This window comes from Rhizobium sp. NRK18, assembly GCF_024385575.1.
GTDB lineage: Bacteria > Pseudomonadota > Alphaproteobacteria > Rhizobiales > Rhizobiaceae > JANFMV01.
On sequence record NZ_JANFMV010000001.1, the window covers coordinates 824,756 to 843,794 of the forward strand.

Here is a 19,039-nt window from a genome sequence, read left to right on the forward strand (position 1 = left end):
TCAGTCGAGAGCGGTGACGGTGTAGCCCTGCCGGCGAAGGAGTTCCACGAGACCGTCCTTGCCCGGCAGGTGCAGGGCGCCAACCGCCATGAATGCGCCGCCCTTCTCGAAATAGGGCGCCGCACGCTCCGCCATTACCGCATTGCGGTCGGTCACGATCCGCTTCTCGAAGGAGGCGTAGCTATCCTCCTGCGATGCGTCCTCGTCCGGCGAGACGGCTTCCAGCATCGGCATGATCATGCCGATGTCGCCGGTCAGGTAGAGATCGGCCATCGTTTCCATCACGTCCTGCAGCTTGTCGCCCATGTTCAGCGTGGCGATCAGCGACTTGACGTGGAATTCCGCCGGCAGATCGGCCATGGCCTGCAGCTGTTCGACCATGGTTTCCAGTCCGGCGACCTTCTGGCCGCGCTCGACCGCATCCTCGGCGATCTTCTTGTCCAGGAATGAAGCGCCCGCCGCCTTGCGAGCCATTTCGCAGGCGGGCAGGGCCACAAAGCTGGCGATCAGCCAGGGCTTCATCAGCTTGACGCTGGCAAGCGGAATCCCCCGCTCCTTCAGGCCGGCCTCCAGTTCTGCCTTCTCCTTGTCGTCGAGCAGCGACGTGATGGTCGAACCGTCAGTGAACATGGTCAGGTCGGGCCGGCTGAGAAGCGCTGCGGTCGACTTCTTCTCGTCCAGCACCTCGTCGGTCTCGATGATGATCGTGTTCGCCTGCTTGACCGGCGCCTGTGCAGCCTTCGGCATGGCGAGCACCCGAGGATCGGTCACATGCATCGTGCCGAGCAGGTAGGATGGCGCAACGCCCTCCTTGTCGATCCGGTAGAAGATGCCCTTGCGGTTCGGCGTGGCGTCGGCGGCGGCTTCCATCTTGTCGTAGGCAGCCGGATCGTCCTTGCGCAAAACCGGAATGAGGTCGCGACCGCTGCAGCTGTCGTCTGCGGCATGGGCCGGGGAAATGCCTGCGAGCACGATGATCAGGCTTGCGGCCAAAAGCACGTGGAATGCGCAAACCAGGAAAAGTGTCGAGTCGGCCAAAAGGTCGACAGGTCCGCGGCGGGCGGAGATGGTCTTGTCCTGCATTTCGCTAATCCGTGCTTGGTCGATGTCGTCGGCTGAGATTACCCGCCGGCGGCTCACAAAGGCTTAACGGGCTTGGTTAATGGCAGGGCGCTCAGGCGCGCGGATGGGCGCGGTCATAGACGTCGAGGAGCCTTGCCGTGTCGACGCCGGTATAGACCTGCGTGGTCGACAGGCTGGCATGGCCAAGCAGTTCCTGGATGGTGCGCAGGTCGCCGCCGCCGGCCAGAAGATGCGTGGCGAAGGAGTGGCGCAGCGCGTGCGGCGTCGCGGTATCCGGCAAGCCGAGTGCGCTCCGCAATTTCTGCATCTCGCGCTGGATGATGGCCGGTTGCAGCGGTCCGCCACGCGCACCGCGAAACAGCGGCTTTTCCGGATCGAGATGGTAGGGGCAGAGCCTGACATAGCTCTCGACGGCCTCGTGAACGGCTGCAAGCAGCGGCACCAGCCGGGTCTTGCCGCCCTTGCCGGTGATGCGCAGGCTGCGCGCTCCGGCCGGAATGGCTGACGGCGTCAGGCCGAGCGCTTCGGAGATACGCAGACCGCAGCCGTAGAGCAGCGCCAGCACGGCGGCGTCGCGCGCGGCGATCCACGGTTCGGCGCTCATTTGTGCGTCCTGGCTGATCACGTCGAGCGCCTGGCTGCCGGAGAGCGGCTTCGGCAGCGATTTCGGCTGTTTCGGCGAGCGGATCGCGCCGGCGCCGGCGGCATTCACAAGACCCTTCTTTTCCAGATAGCGCAGGAAGGAGCGCAGACCGGCAAGGTTGCGGCCGAGCGAGCGGGCGCCGACATCGTCTTCACGGCGGCGATGGGCGAGAAAGGCGCGCAGGTCCGCCGGGCGCAAAGCGGTGATGTCCTTGATGCGCACGGGCCCGCCGAGATGCTTGGTCATGAACTGCAGGAACTGGCGCGTATCGCGCTCATAGGCCTCGATGGTCTTGGGCGACAGGCGCCGTTCCTTTTCCAGGCTTTCGAGCCAGGCCTTGCGGATCGCCGCCATAAAGGGATCTGCAATGATCAGAAGACCGTCCAACTTCGCCCCCGGAGACAAGGAAAACATACCGGACCATCCTGCCTGTTCAGGGTTAGAGATTTGCTAATAGGCGCCTGAAGACGGTTTTCTTTCGGCTGCTGACGGGGCAAAGTCTGCGCCCATGGCAAAGGATTCGCCCCCACATTCCGAAAACCTGTTCGGCGCGCTGTTTGACGATAGCGGGGCGGGGCGAGTCGTGCCCGTGCTTGTGCCCATGCCGGCGCCGGTGCCCTATTCCTACAAGGTACCGACCGGCATGCATGTGGAACCGGGTTCGATCGTACAGGTGCCGTTGGGACCAAGGCAGGTGATTGGCGTCGTCTGGGACGAAAGCGGCTCCGAGACGGGCCTCGACCCCAAGAAGCTGAAGCCGATCACGCACGCCTTCGACTGCCCGCCGCTGACCGATGGCATGCGCCGCTTTCTGGATTGGCTTGCCGCCTATACCTTGTCGCCGCCGGGCCTCGTTGCGCGTATGGCGCTGCGCGCGCCCGCGGCCTTCGAGCCCGAACCGATGGTGGAAGGCTTGCGTTATCTGGGCGGAGAGCCGGAGCGCAGGACGGCGGCGCGCGAGCGTGTGCTGGAGCTTGCCGGCGATGGGCTGTCCTGGACGAGGAGTGGTCTTGCCCGCGCGGCGGGCGTTTCGGCCAGCGTCGTTGACGGGCTCATCGCGCAGGGGCTGTTCGAAACGGTGTTCCTGCCGCCGCCGCCAGTGGTGGCACCGCCCGATCCGGACTATACCGCGCCGCGGCTCGAGGGGCCGCAGAAAGAGGCGGCCGAAGAGATTTGCCACCATGTCCGCAAGGGCGGCTTTTCCGTGTCGCTGATCGACGGGGTGACGGGTTCGGGCAAGACGGAAGTCTATTTCGAGGCGATCGCCGAGACGCTGCGGCAGGGCCGGCAGGTGCTGATCCTGTTGCCGGAAATCGCGCTGACCTCCAGCTTCCTCGAGCGCTTCCAGGACCGTTTCGGTTCCAAGCCGGCCGAATGGCATTCGGACCTTGCGCCGCGCACTCGCGAGAAGGTGTGGCGGCAGGTGACGACCGGTGAGGTCAAGGTCGCGGCCGGCGCCCGCTCGGCGCTGTTCCTGCCGTTCGAGAACCTCGGGCTGATCATCGTCGACGAAGAGCACGACCCTGCCTACAAGCAGGAGGACCGGGTGTTCTACAACGCCCGCGACATGGCCGTGGTGCGCGGCCGCATCGACGATTTTCCGGTGGTGCTGGTCTCTGCCACGCCGTCGGTCGAAAGCCAGGTGAACGCCCTGTCCGGACGCTACGAGCCGGTGCATCTGCCGACGCGCTTCGGCGATGCGGCGATGCCCGATCTGCATCTGATCGACATGCGCCGGCACGCGCCGGAGCGCGGCGGCTTCCTGTCGCCGGTCATGCTGCGCGGCATCAAGAAGACACTGGAGAAAGAAGAGCAGGCGCTTCTGTTCCTGAACAGGCGGGGCTATGCGCCGCTGACGCTCTGCCGGGTATGCGGCCATCGCTTCCAGTGCCCGAACTGCTCCAGCTGGCTGGTCGAACATCGGTTCAAGGGCCAGATCCAGTGCCACCAGTGCGGCTATTTCGAGAAGACGCCGGACGCCTGCCCGGAATGCGGCACGCTCGACCATCTGGTCGCCTGCGGTCCCGGCGTCGAACGCATTGCCGAGGAGGTCGAACGTCACTTCCCGGAGGCGCGCACGATCGTGCTGTCCTCCGACATGACCGGCGGGGTCAAACGGCTGCGGCTGGAACTCGAGGCGATCGAGAAGGGCGAGGTCGATATCGTCATCGGCACCCAGCTGGTGGCCAAGGGACACAACTTTCCGCTGATGACGCTGGTCGGCATCGTCGACGCCGATCTCGGGCTTTCCAACGGCGATCCGCGGGCGGCAGAGCGAACCTTCCAGCTGCTCTCGCAGGTGACCGGGCGCGCCGGCCGGTCGGGCCTGAAGAGCCGCGGTCTCATCCAGACCTATCAGCCGCAGCATCCGGTCATGCAGGCCATCGTCTCGGGCAATGCCGAAGCCTTCTACGACCGCGAGATCAACGAACGTGAGAAAGCACTGCTGCCGCCCTTCGGCCGGCTGGCTTCGATCATCGTCTCGGCAGAAAGCCGCGCGGATGCCGAAAACCATGCCCGTGCCCTTCGCGCCGCGGCGCCGCATGTCTCGGGCGTTGCGGTGCTCGGCCCGGCGGAGGCGGCATTGGCGCTGGTGCGCGGCCGTCACCGCTTCCGACTACTGGTCCACGGGCGGCGCAATTCGGACATGCAGGCGTTCTTGAAGGAGATGCTCGCCAAGGGGCCGAAGGCACGTGGCTCCGTCCAGGTCCAGGTCGACATCGACCCGCAGAGCTTCCTCTGAGGGGCCCATCTTTTCGTCGCCGCGGCAGGCATGCGATAAGAAGAGCAACGGCGATTCGGCGAATTCGGGGAGTTTTCGATGGAGTTCTATTTTCCGGAACAGTTCGGTGAACAGCTTGCCTTCGCGGCAGCGACGGTGACCGCACTTCTCGGTCTCGTGGTCATGCTCGCACCGGGCGTCGGTCTGCGCCTTCTTTCATTGCAGGCGTCAGCTCCGGCCGGTCTCGCGGAAGCCCGCTCGACGATCGGCGGTTTCTACCTCGGCTTCGGCGTTGTGGCCATCATGCTCGCACAAGACTGGATCTATCTGGCGCTTGGCGCGGCATTCGCCGCTGCACTTTTCGGCCGTATCCTGTCGCTCCTGGCCGACCGCGCATTCGGTTTGAAAACATTGCTTCCGCTGCTACTGCAACTCGTCCTCGGCGGCCTGCCGCTCGGCTATGTTTTCGGGCTTTTTCAATAGTCGGGGCAGGGGTTCTCCGCAGGGATAAACTCCCTTGACACTTGTCATTTCTTGAACCGCAAAGTCGTTTTGTCGCAGGAAAGCGCCTGTAAACGCATTTTCCCCTTGTCGGGCGTGTTGCGAGTCCCAACATCCTATGCTAGACGGACCCCGAAAAGCGGGAGTGCGAGGGGACAATTTTCGCCATTCCCGATAAAAAGAGAAACAATTTCAATGGCTTGGTCTTCGCCGATATTGGCGGGTCTGACCTTGGAATAAAATCAGGGAATTTGTGCCCGTGGCAGATACATCCCAGCTCGTTTCCGGTGTTGCGGAAAGATACGCCGCATCGCTGTTTGATCTGGCTTCCGAAAGCGGTTCGGTCGACGCCGTTCAGGCCGACCTCGACGGCTTCCAGGCGATGATTGACGACAGCGCTGATTTCAAGCGCCTCGTCGAGAGCCCTGTCTTTTCTGCCGACGACCAGTTTACCGCCATCTCCGCAATTTGCGAGAAGGCTGGCGTTTCGGGTCTCGTCGCCAATTTTCTCAAGGTGGTCGCCAAGAACCGCCGCCTGTTCGCGCTGCCGGGCATGATCCGGGCGTTCCGCCTGATCGCTGCCCGCAATCGCGGTGAAGTTTCCGCCGACGTGACCTCGGCGCATGCGCTTTCCGACGCGCAGGTCATCGAATTGAAGGAGGCGCTGAAGGGCGTTACCGGCAAGGACGTCGCCGTCAATCTGACGGTCGATCCCTCCCTGCTTGGCGGCCTGATCGTCAAGGTGGGGTCCCGCCAGATCGATACCTCCCTTCGCACCAAACTTTCCACTCTTAAGCTTTCACTGAAAGAGGTTGGCTGATGGATATCCGCGCCGCGGAAATTTCCGCAATTCTCAAAGATCAAATCAAAAATTTCGGCAAGGAAGCTGAAGTTTCCGAAGTTGGCCAGGTGCTCTCCGTCGGTGACGGTATCGCCCGCGTCTACGGCCTCGACAACGTCCAGGCCGGCGAAATGGTCGAGTTCCCGGGCGGAATTCGCGGCATGGCGCTGAACCTCGAAGCCGACAACGTCGGCGTCGTTGTCTTTGGTTCCGACCGTGACATCAAGGAAGGCGACACCGTCAAGCGGACCGGCGCCATCGTGGACGTTCCGGTTGGTCCGGAACTGCTCGGCCGCGTCGTCGACGCGCTCGGCAATCCGATCGACGGCAAGGGCCCGATCAACGCTACCCGTCGCGCACGCGTCGACGTGAAGGCTCCGGGCATCATCCCGCGCAAGTCGGTTCATGAGCCGATGTCCACGGGCCTGAAGGCCATCGACGCCCTGATCCCGGTTGGCCGTGGCCAGCGCGAGCTCGTCATCGGCGACCGTCAGACCGGCAAGACCGCCATCATCCTGGACACGATTCTCAACCAGAAGCCGATCCATGACAACGGTCCGGAAACCGACAAGCTTTTCTGCGTCTACGTCGCCGTCGGCCAGAAGCGTTCGACTGTCGCCCAGTTCGTGAAGGTTCTGGAAGAGCGTGGCGCGCTGAAGTACTCGATCGTCATCGCAGCGACCGCTTCGGACCCGGCTCCGATGCAGTTCCTGGCACCGTTCGCCGGTTGCGCCATGGGCGAATACTTCCGCGACAACGGCCAGCACGCGCTGATCGGTTACGACGACCTGTCCAAGCAGGCTGTTGCCTACCGCCAGATGTCGCTGCTGCTGCGCCGCCCGCCGGGCCGCGAAGCCTATCCGGGCGACGTTTTCTACCTGCACTCCCGTCTGCTGGAGCGCGCTGCAAAGCTCAACGACGCCAACGGCGCCGGCTCGCTGACCGCTCTTCCGGTCATCGAAACCCAGGCAAACGACGTGTCGGCTTACATCCCGACCAACGTGATCTCGATCACCGACGGCCAGATCTTCCTCGAAACCAACCTGTTCTTCCAGGGCATCCGTCCGGCCGTTAACGTCGGTCTGTCGGTTTCCCGTGTTGGTTCCGCCGCACAGATCAAGGCGATGAAGCAGGTTGCCGGCTCGATCAAGGGCGAGCTCGCCCAGTATCGTGAAATGGCTGCGTTCGCGCAGTTCGGCTCCGACCTCGACGCCTCCACGCAGCGCCTCCTGAACCGTGGTGCACGCCTGACCGAACTCCTGAAGCAGCCGCAGTTCTCGCCGCTGAAGACGGAAGAGCAGGTCGCCGTGATCTTCGCAGGCGTCAATGGCTACCTCGACAAGCTGCCGGTCGGTGACGTCGGCCGCTTCGAGCAGGGCCTGCTGTCCTACATGCGTTCGGAAGGCTCCGCGATCCTCGACACGATCCGCACCGAAAAGGCGATCAGCGACGATACGAAGAGCAAGCTGAAGGCCGCTCTGGACACCTTCGCCAAGTCCTTCTCGTAAGGGCCCAAGGGATCTAACCAAGGACGGATAACGGATGCCTTCACTAAAGGATCTGAAAAACCGGATCGCCTCCGTCAAGGCGACGCAGAAGATCACCAAGGCGATGCAGATGGTCGCCGCGGCGAAGCTTCGGCGTGCGCAGGAGGCGGCCGAGGCCGCCCGGCCGTATTCGCAGCGCATGGGCAAGGTTCTCGCGAACATCGCCCAGGCTGTCGGATCTGACGACAGCGTGCCGCGGCTGATGACCGGTACCGGCAAGGACGACGTGCACCTGCTCGTCGTCTGCACGGCCGAGCGTGGTCTTTGCGGCGGTTTCAACGCGCAGATCTCCAAGGCTGCCCGCGAGCATGCCCGCAAGTTGATCGCCGCCGGCAAGACGGTGAAGATCTTCACGGTCGGCAAGAAGGGCTACGAAGCGCTTCGCCGCGAGTTTGCGGACAAGATCGTCGAGCGCACGGAACTGCGTGACGTCAAGAAGGTCAGCTTCGAGAACGCCGATGCGATCGCGAAGAAGATCATCGCCATGTTCGACAAGGGCGAGTTCGACGTCTGCACGCTGTTCTACTCCGAGTTCAAGTCGGTTATCCTGCAGGTGCCGACGGCGTTGCAGCTGATCCCGGCCAGCGCCGGACCGGTCACGACGGAAGCTTCCGAGGCGTCTTCGGCGGTTTATGAATATGAACCCGACGCGGCTTCGATCCTGTCCGACCTGATCCCGCGCAATATCTCGGTTCAGGTCTTCCGCGCGCTTCTCGAGAATGTCGCTGGTGAAATGGGCGCCAAGATGAGCGCCATGGACAACGCGACGCGCAATGCCGGTGATATGATCAACAAGCTGACGATGTCGTACAACCGTCAGCGCCAGGCTCAGATCACCAAGGAATTGATTGAAATTATTTCGGGCGCCGAGGCGCTCTGAAGCTAGAAAAGAGGAAACAACTATGGCCGCATCCGGTTCTGTCGGCAAGGTGACCCAGGTCATCGGCGCTGTTGTGGACGTCACATTCGATGGTGAACTGCCGTCCATCCTGAACGCGCTCGAAACCAAGATCGGCGACACTCGCCTGGTTCTCGAAGTCGCCCAGCATCTCGGTGAAAACGCCGTGCGCACGATTGCCATGGACTCCACCGAAGGTCTCGTCCGTGGCCAGGAAGTGTTCGACGCAGGCGCGCCGATCTCCGTTCCGGTCGGTGACGAAACGCTCGGCCGCATCATGAACGTCATCGGCGAGCCGGTGGACGAACTCGGCCCGATCGGTTCGACCACGACCCGCGCGATCCACCAGCCGGCTCCGGAATATGTCGAGCAGTCGACGGAAGCCGAAATTCTGGTCACGGGCATCAAGGTCGTCGACCTTCTCGCTCCGTACGCCAAGGGCGGCAAGATCGGCCTGTTCGGCGGCGCCGGCGTGGGCAAGACCGTTCTCATCATGGAACTGATCAATAACGTGGCGAAGGCGCACGGCGGTTACTCCGTATTCGCCGGCGTCGGTGAGCGTACCCGCGAGGGCAACGACCTCTACCACGAAATGATCGAGTCCAAGGTGAACGTCGATCCGAAGGAAAACAACGGCTCTGCAGCCGGTTCCAAGTGCGCGCTGGTCTACGGCCAGATGAACGAACCGCCGGGCGCCCGCGCTCGCGTCGCTCTCTCCGGTTTGACCGTTGCCGAGCACTTCCGCGACCAGGGCCAGGACGTTCTGTTCTTCGTCGACAACATCTTCCGCTTCACCCAGGCAGGTTCGGAAGTGTCCGCTCTGCTCGGCCGTATTCCTTCGGCCGTGGGCTATCAGCCGACGCTGGCGACTGACATGGGCGCCCTGCAGGAACGCATCACGACCACGACCAAGGGTTCGATCACCTCGGTTCAGGCCATTTACGTTCCGGCCGACGACTTGACCGACCCGGCACCGGCAACCTCGTTCGCCCACCTGGACGCAACGACCGTTCTGTCGCGTTCGATCGCCGAAAAGGGCATTTATCCGGCTGTTGACCCGCTCGACTCGACCTCGCGCATGCTTGACCCGATGATCGTCGGCGAAGAGCATTACGAAGTGGCCCGAAAGGTTCAGTCGACCCTGCAGCGCTACAAGTCTCTCCAGGACATCATCGCCATCCTCGGCATGGACGAACTGTCTGAAGAAGACAAGCTGACGGTTGCCCGCGCCCGCAAGATCGAGCGCTTCCTGTCGCAGCCGTTCCACGTTGCCGAAGTCTTTACGGGTGCACCGGGCAAGCTTGTCTCGCTCGAAGACACCATCAAGGGCTTCAAGGGCCTTGTCGCCGGCGAATACGACCACCTGCCGGAAGCTGCCTTCTACATGGTCGGCTCGATCGACGAAGCCATGGAAAAGGCGAAGAAGCTCGCAGCTGAAGCTGCCTGATAATGTTGGAAACGGCGCGGTTCGCCGCGCCGTCCGCCACTGCCAAGAAACAGAAGAAGTGATCCGTCATGGCCGCCAATTTCAAGTTTGAACTGGTTTCGCCCGAGAAGCTGCTCGTCTCGGAAGAGGTGAGCGCCGTCGTCATTCCGGCGACCGAAGGCGAGATGACGGTTATGGCCAATCACGCGCCGGTCATGACCACGATCAAGCCGGGCATCGTCAAGGTCACCGCGGCATCGGGCACTGTGACCGATTACGTTGTGTTCGGTGGCTTTGCCGACATCGTTCCGGAAGGCTGCACGCTGCTGGCGGAATCCGCCGTCGCGATGACTGACCTGAACCGCGACGATATCGAGAAGCGCATTGAAGCCGCCCGCAAGGAGCTGGAACATGCCGAGAGCCATGAGCATCGCTCGGCGATCGAGCAGTTCCTCGATGAGCTGACGCATCTCAACGGAACCATCATTCCGGCGTGATTTCGTCCCATTTGATCTTTATCGAGAAAGCGGTCCTTCGGGGCCGCTTTGTCATTTCGGGCCAGGTCTGCTAAGACTTGTCTGCGTTATTCAAGTATGATTGAAATAGTGCCTTCATCGGCATTCCAGACGAAATCGAAAAAGCACATGACCGACGTCGCTGAGATCCAGACGGGACCTTCCAAGCATGAGCTGGACGAACTCGCGTCACACGCACGCAATGCAAGTGATTTTCTCAAGGCTATCTCACACGAGACCCGCCTTTTGATCCTCTGCATGCTGGTTGACGGCGAACGTACCGTGAGCGAGCTCGAAGCGGGGCTCGGCCTGCAGCAGGCCGTCGTGTCACAGCAGCTGGCGCGGCTGCGGCTCGAGCAACTCGTGCAGACGCGGCGCGAAGGCAGGCAGATTTTCTACAGCATCGCCAAGCCGGAGATCACCAATGTGATCGGGGCGCTCTACAACATGTTCTGCAAGCCACAAGGCGCGGAAGCCTGAGCCTCCGGCGTCATCCTACGACTTGTTGATGTCGATGACCGCGCGGCCGCGCACCTTTCCTTTCAGAATCTCCGTCGCGAGCGTCGGCAGATCCTTCATCGAATGGTCAGAGATGATCGCTTCCGTCATGTCCGCGGGCAGGTCCTCGGCGATGCGTGCCCAGGCTTTGACGCGGTTCTCGTAAGGCTGCATGACGGAGTCTATGCCGAGAAGGTTGACGCCGCGCAGCAGGAAGGGTGTCACGGTGAAGGATGGTACTGCTGCGCCGGCAGCAAGGCCGATGGCGGCCACGGAGCCGTTGCGCTTCACCTGCTTCAGCACGCGTCCAAGGATATCGCCACCGACATTGTCGATCACGCCGGCCCAACGTTCCGATTCCAGCGGCTTAGGCGTGGTCTCCGCAAGTTCCTGCCGGTCGACGATCGTGGATGCGCCGAGTGACGTCAGATAGTCGGCTGTTTCGGGTCGTCCTGTGACGGCTGCGACCTGGTAGCCGCGCCTGGCGAGCAGGGCGACGGCCATCGATCCCACACCGCCGGCTGCCCCGGTCACCAGCACCTCGCCGTTCTCCGGCGTCAGGCCGTGGGCTTCCAGCGCCATGATGGCGAGGGTGGCGGTCAGGCCGGCGGTGCCGATCGCTGCGGCGTGGCGGGTCGTCAACGCGGCGGGGAGTGGCACCAGCCAGTCCGCCTTCAGCCGGGCCTTGGTCGCGTATCCGCCCCACCAGACCTCGCCGACGCGCCAGCCGGTCAGCACCACCTTGTCACCCGGCTGATAGCGCGGATCGTCGGAGGTCTCGACGGTACCGGCGAAGTCGACGCCTGGAACATGCGGAAACTGCCGCACCAGCCCACCCTTGCCCGTCAGGCAGAGGCCGTCCTTGTAATTGACCGCCGAATATTCGACCGCGACGGTCACGTCCCCGTCGGGGAGGCGGCTGTCGTCCAGGGTCTGGATGGATTGGCTGATCGTGCCGTCTTCGGCCTTGTCGACGATCATGGCAGTGAATGACATCGGTGACTTCCTCCAGCTGCTTTTCGTTGCAGTCCACTCTGACAAATGCGGATGCGCCTGCCAATGCCGCTTGGGCGCTTTTGGTCTTGTCGGCGGAAGGGGGAGCGGCTACGCCTTCGATCAAGAGGAAATTCCTATGATCGACAAGCTCGAGTTTTTCATCGCACTCGCCAAGGCGCGGCATTTCGGCAGGGCCGCCGAGGAATGCGGCATTACTCAGCCGACGCTGTCCGCGGCGATCCGGCAACTGGAAGAGCAGCTCGGCGTCAGTCTGGTGGTGCGCGGTTCCCGATACCGGGGGCTGACCCCGGAGGGTCAGCGTGTGCTGGAATGGGCGCGGCGCATCGTTGGCGACACACGCACCATGCGCGAGGAAATGCGTGCGGCGCGCACAGGTCTGTCGGGCCATCTGCGGCTGGCGGTCATTCCGACGGCCTTGTCCATGGTCCACAAGATCACCGGCCCGTTTCAGGAGCGGCATCCGGATGTCACCTTCTCCGTGATGTCCTCCAATTCGCTGCAGGTGCTCTCGCAGCTCGAAAATCTAGAGATCGACGCCGGCATCACCTACCTTCAGGACGAACCGCTCGGCCGGGTTACCGCCGTGCCACTATACGACGAACGCTTTCATCTGGTTGTGTCCGAGCAGGGGCCGTTTACGGATCGCGACAGTGTCACCTGGCACGAGGTCAGTCAGCTGAAGCTGTGTCTTCTTTCTGCGGACATGCAGAACCGGCGCATCATCAACAGTCATTTCGAAGACGCCGGGGTCACGCCCGAAGCGATGCTGGAATCGAATTCCATGATCGTGCTGTTCTCGCATGTCACGACGGGGCGGTGGGCGAGCATCATGCCCGGCCACACGGCGCGGTCCTTCGGCGCCAATCTCAGGATCATTCCGATCACCGAACCGGAGGCCGTCCACGTCGTCGGGGTCGTGGCGACGCATCGCGAACCCTTCACACCGCTGGTTTCCGCCCTCCTGCACGAGGCGCGGCTGTTCTCCGAGAAGGCGGATTGATAGATTTTTTCTATCGACCAACGAAACCGCATTATTGATCGACCCGATCTTCGGTGTCACAGTTCCAGGAATGCTGCGTGCAGGTTTTGAGGAGAAGCTGCGCGATATGCGGGCCAATCACGAAATCCCGCGGGTGCTACGAGAGGGAGAGGCAACTCTTCCGGGAGGTCGATCATGAATGTGCATGTGGCTGCCAATGGCGCGGCCGAACGGGCGGCTTCGATTGCCCGCGAGTTGAAATCGCTCGAGGGTCCGCTGCTGCCCATCCTGCACGCCGTGCAGGAAGAGTTCGGCTACGTGCCGCCGGAAGCGCTGCCGGCGATCGCCGAAGTTCTCAATCTTTCGCGCGCCGAAGTGCATGGCGTGGCATCCTTCTACCACGACTTCAAGACGCATCCCCAGGGCCGGCACGTGCTGAAGCTCTGTCGGGCCGAGGCCTGCCAGTCGATGGGATCGGACGATCTCGCGACGCAGGCAAAGCGCCTTCTCGGCATCGATTTTCATGAAACCACGGCTGACGGCTCCGTCACGCTGGAGCCGGTCTACTGTCTCGGGCTCTGTTCGTGCTCGCCGGCGGCCATGCTCGACGGCGAGGTTCATGGGCGGCTGGATGCGGATAGCCTCGGAGAACTCGTTCGGGAGGCCCGCCGATGAGCGTTATCGTTTTCGTTCCCCGCGATGCCGCGGCACTGGCGCTTGGCGCCGACAAGGTGGCGGCTGCGATTGCCAGCGAGATCGAAGCCCGCGGGCTGGACGTCAAGATTGTCCGCAACGGCTCGCGCGGCATGCACTGGCTGGAGCCGCTGGTCGAGGTGCGCACCGATCACGGTCGCGTCGCCTATGGACCGGTGAAGGTCAAGGACGTGCCGGGACTGTTTGACGCCGGGTTCCTGTCCGGTGCCGACCATCCGCTCGCGCAGGGCGTGACGGCTGAAATTACGTTCCTGAAGAACCAGACGCGCCTGACCTTCTCGCGCTGCGGCGTGACCGATCCGCTGTCGATCGAGGATTATCGCCACTACAAGGGCCTGAAGGGTCTGGAGCGCGCGATTTCCATGACGCCGGAAGCGATCGTCCAGGAAGTCACCGACAGCGGCCTGCGCGGCCGCGGCGGTGCGGGCTTCCCGACCGGCATCAAGTGGAAGACGGTGCTTTGCGCCAAGGCGGAGCAGAAATACATCGTCTGCAACGCCGACGAAGGCGACAGCGGCACGTTCGCCGACCGCATGATCATGGAAGGCGATCCCTTTGTCCTGATCGAAGGCATGACGATCGCCGGCATCGCGACGGGTGCCACGCGGGGCTACATCTACACGCGTTCGGAATATCCGCACGCGATCGAGACCATGCGCGCGGCGATCGAAATCGCCCGCAAGGCCGGTATTCTCGGTGCATCCGTGCTTGGCTCCTCCTATGCCTTCGACATGGATGTGCGCGTCGGCGCCGGCGCCTATGTCTGCGGCGAGGAAACCTCGCTCCTGAACTCGCTGGAGGGCAAGCGCGGCATCGTGCGCGCCAAGCCGCCGCTGCCGGCGCTGGAAGGCTTCCTCGGCAAGCCGACCGTCGTCAACAACGTCATCTCGCTAGCCTCCGTGCCGGTCATCATGGACCGGGGTGCTGCCTTCTACCGCGACTACGGCATGGGCCGCTCGCGCGGTACGATCCCGATCCAGATTGCCGGCAACGTCAAGCATGGCGGCCTATTTGAAACCGCTTTCGGCCTGACGCTCGGCCAGATCGTCGATGAAATCGGCGGTGGTACGGCGACGGGGCGGCCGGTGAAGGCCGTGCAGGTCGGCGGTCCGCTTGGGGCCTATTTCCCGCGTTCGCTGTTCGACACGCCCTTCGACTATGAAGCCTTCGCCGCCAAGGACGGGCTGATCGGCCATGCCGGCGTCACAGTCTTCGACGACACTGCCGACATGCTGAAGCAGGCCCGCTTCGCGATGGAGTTCTGCGCGGTGGAAAGCTGCGGCAAGTGCACGCCTTGCCGCATCGGCTCGACGCGCGGCGTCGAAACGGCGGACAAGATTGCGCAGGGCATCGAGCCGGAGAAGAACAAGGCACTGCTTGCCGATCTCTGCAACACGATGAAGTTCGGGTCGCTGTGCGCGCTTGGCGGTTTCACGCCCTATCCGGTGATGAGCGCGATGACGCATTTCCCGGAGGATTTCGCCCCGAGGCCGATGGTGGAGGCTGCGGAATGATGGCGGCGGTAGCGATCAGATTGCCCCTCACCCCAACCCTCTCCCCGTCAGGACGGGGAGAGGGGGCGGACACGTTCCAGATTGCGTCCTTCTCCCCGCAGGCGGGGAGAAGGTGGCGGCAGCCGGATGAGGGGCAGACGTCCCGGAATGCAGATTTTGCTGGAGGATTGTCTCATGGCCCTTATTGAAGAAATCGACTACGGCACACCGGCATCGAAGTCGGAAAAGACCGTTACGCTCACGATCGACGGAAACGCCGTCACCGTTCCGGAAGGCACGTCGGTCATGCGCGCGGCCATGGAGGCCGGGACGCAGATCCCCAAGCTGTGTGCCACCGACATGGTCGACGCCTTCGGCTCCTGCCGCCTCTGTCTCGTCGAGATTGACGGACGCAACGGCACGCCATCGTCCTGCACGACACCGGTGGGAGAAGGCATGGTCGTCCACACCCAGACGGAGCGGCTGAAGCAGTTGCGCAAGGGCGTTATGGAGCTCTACATCTCCGACCACCCGCTCGACTGTCTGACCTGTGCGGCCAATGGCGACTGCGAACTGCAGGACATGGCCGGTGCGGTCGGCCTGCGTGACGTACGCTACGGCTATGACGGCGACAACCACGTCAAGGCCCGTGACGGCATGGGCGAGGTCAACGCCCGCTGGATGGCCAAGGACGAGAGCAATCCGTATTTCACCTATGATCCTTCCAAGTGCATCGTCTGTTCGCGCTGCGTGCGCGCCTGCGAGGAAGTGCAGGGCACCTTCGCGCTGACGATCGAGGGCCGTGGTTTCGAAAGCCGCGTCTCGCCGGGCATGCACGAGGACTTCCTGTCGTCGGAATGCGTGTCCTGCGGCGCCTGCGTGCAGGCCTGTCCGACCGCGACGCTGACCGAGAAATCCGTCATCGAGATCGGCCAGCCGGAGCATTCGGCCGTTACCACCTGCGCCTATTGCGGAGTCGGCTGCTCCTTCAAGGCGGAGATGCGCGGCGAGGAACTGGTGCGCATGGTGCCGTGGAAGGACGGCAAGGCGAACCGCGGCCACTCCTGCGTCAAGGGCCGCTTCGCCTACGGCTATGCGACCCATCGCGACCGCATCCTCAATCCGATGGTGCGCGAGAAGGTGACGGATCCCTGGCGGGAAGTGAGCTGGGAAGAAGCGTTCTCCCACATCGCGTCCGAGTTCAAGCGGCTGCAGTATCAGTATGGACGCGAATCCGTCGGCGGCATCACCTCGTCGCGCTGCACCAATGAGGAGACCTACCTCGTGCAGAAGCTGGTGCGCGCCGGCTTCGGCAACAACAATGTCGACACCTGCGCCCGCGTCTGCCACTCGCCGACCGGTTACGGCCTCGGCCAGACCTTCGGCACGTCTGCCGGCACGCAGGATTTCGACAGTGTCGAGCAGTCCGACGTCATCCTCGTCATCGGCGCCAACCCGACCGATGGTCATCCGGTATTCGGGTCGCGGCTGAAGAAGCGGCTGCGCCAGGGCGCCAAGCTGATCGTGATCGATCCGCGCCGCATCGATCTGGTGCGCACGCCGCATGTCGAGGCGAGCTATCATCTGCCGCTGAAGCCCGGCACCAACGTGGCCGTCGTCACGGCGCTGGCGCATGTCATCGTCACCGAAGGCCTGTTCGATGAAGCCTTCATCCGCGAGCGCTGCGACTGGGACGAATTCCAGGATTGGGCGGCCTTCGTTGCCGAACCGCGCCACAGTCCGGAAGAGGTCGAGAAACTGTCGGGCGTCCCGGCCGATCTCATCCGTGGGGCCGCGCGCCTTTACGCGACCGGTGGCAATGGTGCGATCTATTACGGCCTCGGCGTGACGGAACACAGCCAGGGCTCGACCACGGTCATTTCGATTGCCAACCTTGCCATGGCGACTGGCAATATCGGTCGTCCGGGCGTCGGCGTCAACCCGCTGCGTGGCCAGAACAACGTGCAGGGCTCGTGCGACATGGGTTCGTTCCCGCACGAGCTGCCGGGCTATCGCCACATCTCCGGCGACGCCACACGCGAGATCTTCGAGAAGCTCTGGGGCGTGACGCTCAACAACGAGCCGGGCCTGCGTATTCCGAACATGCTGGATGCCGCCGTCGAAGGCACGTTCAAGGGCCTCTACATCCAGGGCGAGGACATCCTGCAGTCCGACCCGGACACAAAACATGTCGCCGCCGGCCTCGCCGCCATGGAATGCGTCGTCGTGCACGACCTCTTCCTCAACGAGACCGCCAACTACGCACATGTCTTCCTGCCAGGCTCGACCTTCCTCGAAAAGGACGGGACGTTCACCAATGCCGAGCGGCGCATCAACCGCGTTCGCAAGGTGATGAGCCCGAAGAACGGCTATGCGGACTGGGAAGTGACGCAGAAGATGGCGCAGGCCATGGGGCTCGGCTGGAACTATGCGCATCCCTCCGAGATCATGGCGGAGATTGCCGCGACCACGCCGAGCTTCACCAACGTCACCTACGAACTTCTGGAAGAGAAGGGCTCGGTCCAGTGGCCGTGCAACGAGACCTTCCCGGAAGGCTCGCCGGTCATGCATGTCGACGGCTTCGTGCGCGGCCGCGGCAAGTTCATCCGCACGGAATACGTGGCGACGGACGAGAAGACCGGTCCGCGTTTCCCGCTGCTTCTGACGACGGGCCGCATCCTCAGCCAGTACAATGTCGGCGCCCAGACACGGCGCACCGGCAATGTCGCCTGGCATGCCGAGGACCGTCTGGAAATCCATCCGCACGACGCCGAGAACCGCGGCATTCGCGATGGTGACTGGATCCGTCTGGCCAGCCGCTCCGGAGAGACGTCGCTTCGTGCGCTGATCACCGATCGCGTGGCGCCGGGGGTGGTCTACACGACCTTCCATCACCCGGACACGCAGGCAAACGTCATCACCACCGACTTCTCCGACTGGGCCACCAACTGTCCGGAATACAAGGTGACGGCGGTGCAGGTATCGCCGTCCAACGGCCCGACCGAATGGCAGCGTGACTACGAGGAACAGGCGCGCCAGTCTCGCCGTATCGCTGAAAAGATGGAGCCGGCGGAGTAAGCATGGCTGCCAAGACGACCCAGTCCGTGCCGGAAACCTTGCGCCGTGGCGGCGTGATGCTCTCAGGCACGCGCACGGTGCCGGAGGAAATGCCGATCGCATTTTCCATCGGCGGGTCTTCGCATGCCGTGATGATGGCCACACCCGACGATCTGGAAGACTTTGCCGTCGGCTTTCTCATGAACGAAGGCATCATCGCTTCGCCGGCTGATATCGCCTCGCTCGAGGCGATGCCGGCAGGCGAGGGGATCGATCTGCAGATGACGCTGGCCGGCGATCTCACGGAGGAATTCCGTGGCCGGCGGAGGGCGAAGGCCGGGCCGGTGGGCTGTGGTCTGTGCGGCGTGGAATCGATCGATGAGGCTCTGCCGGAGCCACCAACGGTCGCGGGTTCCTCGCTGTCGCTTTCTAGCCAGGAGATTGTTGAAGCTGTCCGTCTGCTCGACGGTCGGCAGCCTTTGCATGCGCTGACGCGGGCGATGCATGGCGCGGCTTTCTATGTGCCCGGCGAGGGGCTTCTCGCTGTGCGGGAGGATGTCGGCCGCCACAATGCCCTCGACAAGCTGATCGGTGCGCTGGCACGCGACGGTGTCGATCCACGCCGGGGTGCGGTCGTCATGACCAGCCGTGTCTCGGTGGAACTGATCCAGAAGGCCGCCGCCGCCGGCAGCCCGTTCATCATCGCCATTTCCGCCCCGACGGCGCTTGCCATCCGGACGGCGGAAAAGGCCGGCATGACCATCATCGCGCTCGTCCGGGGCGAAGAATTCGAAGTCTTCAGCCATCCGGAACGCATCAGGGAAGGAGCGACCGCCCATGTCGCATGACAACAAGCTCGTCCGCATGGCAAACCAGATCGCCACGTTCTTCAAGTCGCAGCCGGCAAGCGAAGCCGCCGACGGTGTGGCCAATCACATCAACAAGTTCTGGGAGCCGCGCATGCGCCGCCAGTTCTTCGAGCTGATCGAACAGGGCGATGCCGGGTTCGATCCGCTGGTGATCGACGCGTCCGGCAAGATCAACCGCCCGGCGGCCTGACAGGGGCAACTGGATATGAAAAAGGCCGTCCGCGCATTTCGCGGAC

17 protein-coding genes are annotated in these 19,039 nt (G+C 63.2%); 14 read left to right on the forward strand and 3 right to left on the reverse strand.

What is annotated here, in order from left to right; all coding sequences use genetic code 11:
• Positions 1-1,083, reverse strand: a complete 1,083-nt coding sequence (locus tag NN662_RS03820) for a TraB/GumN family protein (protein WP_261928988.1) — start codon at positions 1,081-1,083, stop codon at positions 1-3.
• Positions 1,084-1,174: 91 nt separating this feature from the next.
• On the reverse strand, positions 1,175-2,113 hold the full coding sequence (locus tag NN662_RS03825; protein ID WP_261931854.1) for a tyrosine recombinase XerC: 939 nt from the start codon (positions 2,111-2,113) through the stop codon (positions 1,175-1,177).
• A 121-nt stretch (positions 2,114-2,234) separates the two neighbouring features.
• On the opposite strand from NN662_RS03825, the gene NN662_RS03830 reads away from it, so the two are divergent.
• From NN662_RS03830 to NN662_RS03865, 8 genes are all read left to right on the forward strand, one after another.
• On the forward strand, positions 2,235-4,469 hold the full coding sequence (locus NN662_RS03830; protein WP_261928989.1) for a primosomal protein N': 2,235 nt from the start codon (positions 2,235-2,237) through the stop codon (positions 4,467-4,469).
• Positions 4,470-4,547: 78 nt separating this feature from the next.
• Positions 4,548-4,931: a DUF4345 domain-containing protein gene (locus tag NN662_RS03835; protein WP_261928990.1), complete on the forward strand. Its 384-nt coding sequence runs from the start codon at positions 4,548-4,550 to the stop codon at positions 4,929-4,931.
• 271 nt (positions 4,932-5,202) lie between these two features.
• Complete coding sequence (locus NN662_RS03840; protein ID WP_261928991.1) at positions 5,203-5,769, forward strand: F0F1 ATP synthase subunit delta; 567 nt, start codon at positions 5,203-5,205, stop codon at positions 5,767-5,769.
• Positions 5,769-7,298 (forward strand): F0F1 ATP synthase subunit alpha, encoded by a 1,530-nt coding sequence (atpA, locus tag NN662_RS03845; protein ID WP_261928992.1) that lies wholly within the window; start codon positions 5,769-5,771, stop codon positions 7,296-7,298. The genes NN662_RS03840 and atpA overlap by 1 nt, the downstream gene beginning before the upstream one ends.
• Before the next feature lie 34 nt (positions 7,299-7,332).
• Positions 7,333-8,217 (forward strand): F0F1 ATP synthase subunit gamma, encoded by an 885-nt coding sequence (locus NN662_RS03850; protein ID WP_261928993.1) that lies wholly within the window; start codon positions 7,333-7,335, stop codon positions 8,215-8,217.
• A gap of 22 nt (positions 8,218-8,239) precedes the next feature.
• Positions 8,240-9,682 carry a F0F1 ATP synthase subunit beta gene (atpD, locus tag NN662_RS03855; protein WP_261928994.1) on the forward strand — a complete coding sequence of 481 codons (1,443 nt, stop codon included), beginning with the start codon at positions 8,240-8,242 and terminating at the stop codon, positions 9,680-9,682.
• Positions 9,683-9,750: 68 nt separating this feature from the next.
• Positions 9,751-10,158: a F0F1 ATP synthase subunit epsilon gene (locus NN662_RS03860; protein ID WP_261928995.1), complete on the forward strand. Its 408-nt coding sequence runs from the start codon at positions 9,751-9,753 to the stop codon at positions 10,156-10,158.
• A 147-nt stretch (positions 10,159-10,305) separates the two neighbouring features.
• The gene (locus NN662_RS03865; RefSeq protein WP_261928996.1) at positions 10,306-10,656 is read left to right on the forward strand and encodes an ArsR/SmtB family transcription factor; all 351 of its coding nucleotides are present in this window, start codon (positions 10,306-10,308) and stop codon (positions 10,654-10,656) included.
• 15 nt (positions 10,657-10,671) lie between these two features.
• Here NN662_RS03865 and NN662_RS03870 read toward each other — a convergent pair whose 3' ends face one another.
• Positions 10,672-11,670 (reverse strand): MDR family oxidoreductase, encoded by a 999-nt coding sequence (locus NN662_RS03870; protein WP_261928997.1) that lies wholly within the window; start codon positions 11,668-11,670, stop codon positions 10,672-10,674.
• A gap of 136 nt (positions 11,671-11,806) precedes the next feature.
• On the opposite strand from NN662_RS03870, the gene NN662_RS03875 reads away from it, so the two are divergent.
• From NN662_RS03875 to NN662_RS03900, 6 genes are all read left to right on the forward strand, one after another.
• Entirely contained in the window at positions 11,807-12,691 is an 885-nt protein-coding gene (locus tag NN662_RS03875) for a LysR family transcriptional regulator (RefSeq protein ID WP_261928998.1), read from the forward strand.
• A 174-nt stretch (positions 12,692-12,865) separates the two neighbouring features.
• On the forward strand, positions 12,866-13,345 hold the full coding sequence (locus NN662_RS03880) for a formate dehydrogenase subunit gamma (protein ID WP_261928999.1): 480 nt from the start codon (positions 12,866-12,868) through the stop codon (positions 13,343-13,345).
• Positions 13,342-14,898, forward strand: a complete 1,557-nt coding sequence (locus NN662_RS03885; RefSeq protein ID WP_261929000.1) for a formate dehydrogenase beta subunit — start codon at positions 13,342-13,344, stop codon at positions 14,896-14,898. Before NN662_RS03880 ends, NN662_RS03885 begins: the two co-directional genes overlap by 4 nt.
• Before the next feature lie 174 nt (positions 14,899-15,072).
• Positions 15,073-17,955 carry a formate dehydrogenase subunit alpha gene (gene fdhF / locus NN662_RS03890; RefSeq protein ID WP_261929001.1) on the forward strand — a complete coding sequence of 961 codons (2,883 nt, stop codon included), beginning with the start codon at positions 15,073-15,075 and terminating at the stop codon, positions 17,953-17,955.
• Positions 17,956-17,957: 2 nt separating this feature from the next.
• Complete coding sequence (gene fdhD, locus NN662_RS03895) at positions 17,958-18,782, forward strand: formate dehydrogenase accessory sulfurtransferase FdhD (RefSeq protein WP_261929002.1); 825 nt, start codon at positions 17,958-17,960, stop codon at positions 18,780-18,782.
• Entirely contained in the window at positions 18,772-18,993 is a 222-nt protein-coding gene (locus NN662_RS03900; protein ID WP_261929003.1) for a formate dehydrogenase subunit delta, read from the forward strand. The genes fdhD and NN662_RS03900 overlap by 11 nt, the downstream gene beginning before the upstream one ends.
• Positions 18,994-19,039: the final 46 nt, after the last annotated feature.